At 44.8% G+C, this 2,922-nt stretch carries 4 protein-coding genes; all 4 read right to left on the bottom strand.

Annotated elements, in window-relative coordinates; translation table 11 throughout:
• Positions 1-854 (bottom strand): phosphotransferase (locus A3738_RS23005; RefSeq protein ID WP_068763884.1); only part of this gene is annotated, 854 nt, incomplete at its 3' end.
• Positions 855-873: 19 nt separating this feature from the next.
• Positions 874-1,491, bottom strand: a complete 618-nt coding sequence (locus A3738_RS23000; protein WP_068479993.1) for a LysE family translocator — start codon at positions 1,489-1,491, stop codon at positions 874-876.
• 113 nt (positions 1,492-1,604) lie between these two features.
• Positions 1,605-1,967: an amidohydrolase family protein gene (locus tag A3738_RS32365; RefSeq protein ID WP_197472323.1), complete on the bottom strand. Its 363-nt coding sequence runs from the start codon at positions 1,965-1,967 to the stop codon at positions 1,605-1,607.
• Positions 1,951-2,922 (bottom strand): amidohydrolase (locus A3738_RS22990; RefSeq protein WP_156504435.1); only part of this gene is annotated, 972 nt, incomplete at its 5' end. The genes A3738_RS32365 and A3738_RS22990, both read right to left, overlap by 17 nt.

The following is a 2,922-nucleotide window of genomic DNA, read 5'->3' as shown; positions in this document are numbered from 1 at the left end:
TCTTGTACAGAGTATCGCGCCAAATGCATTGCAGAGTATCGATCAAGCGCGTCAGCCAAAGCCAAAAAATAATCATCAAGTAAGGCTGCCTCATACTTTTCGCAGTCATCTTCGTAGAGACATGAACCGATGAAGTAAGCTAGATCTTTCATGCCACACCCTGCCCCGACATATTGAAAATCAACCGCCGCAACCTTTGCCCCATCTTCAGAAAAACAGAAATTCGCTAGCTTCGCATCACCATGAAGTAGTGTTTGAAAAGGGCTTGCTTTGAGCTTTTGATCAATAGCTCCAGCAGCACGTTTTAGCGCCAGATCATCCAGCGCATCTAATTCATCGGGACGCGTTTCAAGATGCCAATACGTACCTGACGGCCACAAGCCTTGTGGCTGAACACCCATAAATCGCGCATGAAAATTAGCAAGCCATTGAATACATGGCTGCATTTGTTGATAAGTTAATGAGTCAAAACGTCGCGAAAAACTCACGGCATTTAGATCTTCTAGAATGATCAAATACTCAGCGTCAGGATCAAGCTTCGACTCATCAATAGGGAACGTTCGAGGCACTTGGCAATAGTCATCACATTGCCCAGCAAAATGCTTATACCAATTCGTTTCAACTTGATAAGAACGCACTTTGCGTTCATGCGATCGATTGGTATTCCATCCTCGCGGGTGCGCAATATCATCGGGAAGAGTGACGTGTTTGACGATCAAACTGGGTAGCTCTCCACCATCAAATCGATAGCGTTTGATAGCACCATAGCCACTCCATAGGCTCTGTACTTCTTCAACAGAACAAACGCTCTGCGATCCAGCAATAGTGAGTAGTTGTTGCTCTAAGGCATCCACGTAAACGGTCAGTCCCTAACTAATTCTTCGCAAACAAAAATGCACCGGCACCCATCATCATGGAGCCAGCACTACGATTCAAACGTTTAACAGCCAGTTCAGACTTAAACCACTCGCGCGCTTTTGCCGCAAAGATCGCAATCGACATCATTCCGATCATCAACGCAAAAAGCGTCAGAACAGATGCCAGAGCGATATCTGCACCGGTTAACACCGTCAAATCCATAAAGGTTGGCAAGAAGGCGATGTAAAACAGAATCACCTTTGGGTTAGAGGCAGAAATCAAAAAGCCTTGAATAAAACTTGCGAGTGCATTCCGTTTTTGACCGGTCGAATCTTCAGGGTCTAAGACAAGGGGTGCATTCCACATCTTCCAACCGAGATATACCAAGTACACCGCACCAACGATACGGATGACGGTAAACACCTCACTCCATTTAGAAGCAATCACTGCCAAACCTAAACATGCTGCAATTAGATATAAAATATCACTGATCGTCATGCCTAGAGCCATAGCAAAACAAGAGCGAGAACCTTGCGCAAGCGCCTTTGCCATCAACGCAAATACACCTGGCCCTGGTGTGACACCAAAGACAAGAACCGCAAAGAAAAATGCCAATGCGCTTTCAAACGTCATCTCTTCACTCCAATATAGCGAAAACTTTAGAAAAGATATTAAAACACAAAAGCTCGGTTAGACCTTAGGTGACACGCAATTAAATCATGCGTTTGGAGAGAGGGTTTTATCTATCACTCGGCCCGTCTGTAGACAGTTCTACCATCCTTTATCGTTTCTAAAACTTGAATGTCTTTTAGAATTTCCGGTGAAAGCTCTAAAGGGTTTTGGTCAAGGACGATCATATCGGCACGTTTACCGACACTAAGAGTGCCTTTGGTATCTTCTTGAAACAACATGTATGCCGCATGTTCAGTCACACCTTTTAACGCAACATAAGGACTAACACGTTCATCTTTGCCGATCACTGCTTCTGAACGCGCTACCCGATTTACCGCGCTGTGAACACCTAGCATTGGATTGATCGGCGTAACGATTTCATCTGAATGGTTTGTAAACTGAATCCCTTTTTCGTGAGCGTTATGAATGGGGCTCAAGAAAAAAAGCGCGTTCATCTTCTAAGTTTTCGCGATGCACATCACCCCAAAAGAAAGCGTGATTCGTAAAGAACGAAGGCAACATACCGTAGTCACGATACTTGTTTAACTGATCTTCACGCACAAACTGCGAATGCACAACGACCGGTCTGCGATCGGCATCCAATGGTTGACCAAGACGCTTCGACTCTTCTTCATGTGCTCTTATCACCATGTCGATGGCAGCATCGCCATTCCCATGCACAAAGATCTGAATACCCTTCTCATAGGCTAAGCCAATTAGTCGATTCAACTCATCCTGTGGACCATGAGGAAAACCTACACAGTCTTTTTCGCATCCAAATACTGACGTTAAATATGGTTGAGTGAAGTAAGCCGTTTTGCCCTGTCGCGAACCATCACCAATCAGTTTTATACCTTGAACCTTGAGCCCATTCTTATAGGTCTTAAATTCAAGATCATCGTTCTTCAGGCTCGCATATCCATGCAGTGTCACAAGATCAAAATCGAGCTTTTCTTCTGCAGCAAGACTCCTGAAAAATGCCATGCTAAGAAGGTCTGTCATGCCATCTTGTGCCCTGGTCACACCAAAAGACAAATAGTGCTCCTGTGCTTTTGGGAATAACTCAGCTTTCTTGCCTTGAAACTCTTCGATAGCCTTGCCTGCAAAATAGTACATTGATATTTCTTGAACGAGGCCAGTCGGCGTTTTGCCATCGTCGAAGCAAATAATTCTTCCACCAATCGGATCTCTCGTATTCTCATCGATACCACCTTGTGCCAATGCCACAGAATTGGCCACACCCATATGACCACTCACATGCTGGAGATACACCGGATTATTCGGAAATGCTTTATCTAGCTCTATCTTGGTGATGTGCTTGCCTTCAGCTAGTTGGGTTTCGTCATAGCCCCATGCAAATATCCACTCGCTCAGCTTAATACCGAATGCATC

The sequence above is a fragment of the Oleiphilus sp. HI0066 genome, from assembly GCF_001635725.1.
This window is presented reverse-complemented; position numbering and strand designations above follow the sequence as displayed.

Bases quoted from the DNA above. Each gene is read 5' to 3' on its own strand.
- A3738_RS23000 (WP_068479993.1), bottom strand. From the start codon at position 1,491: ATGACGTTTGAAAGCGCATTGGCATTTTTCTTTGCGGTTCTTGTCTTT.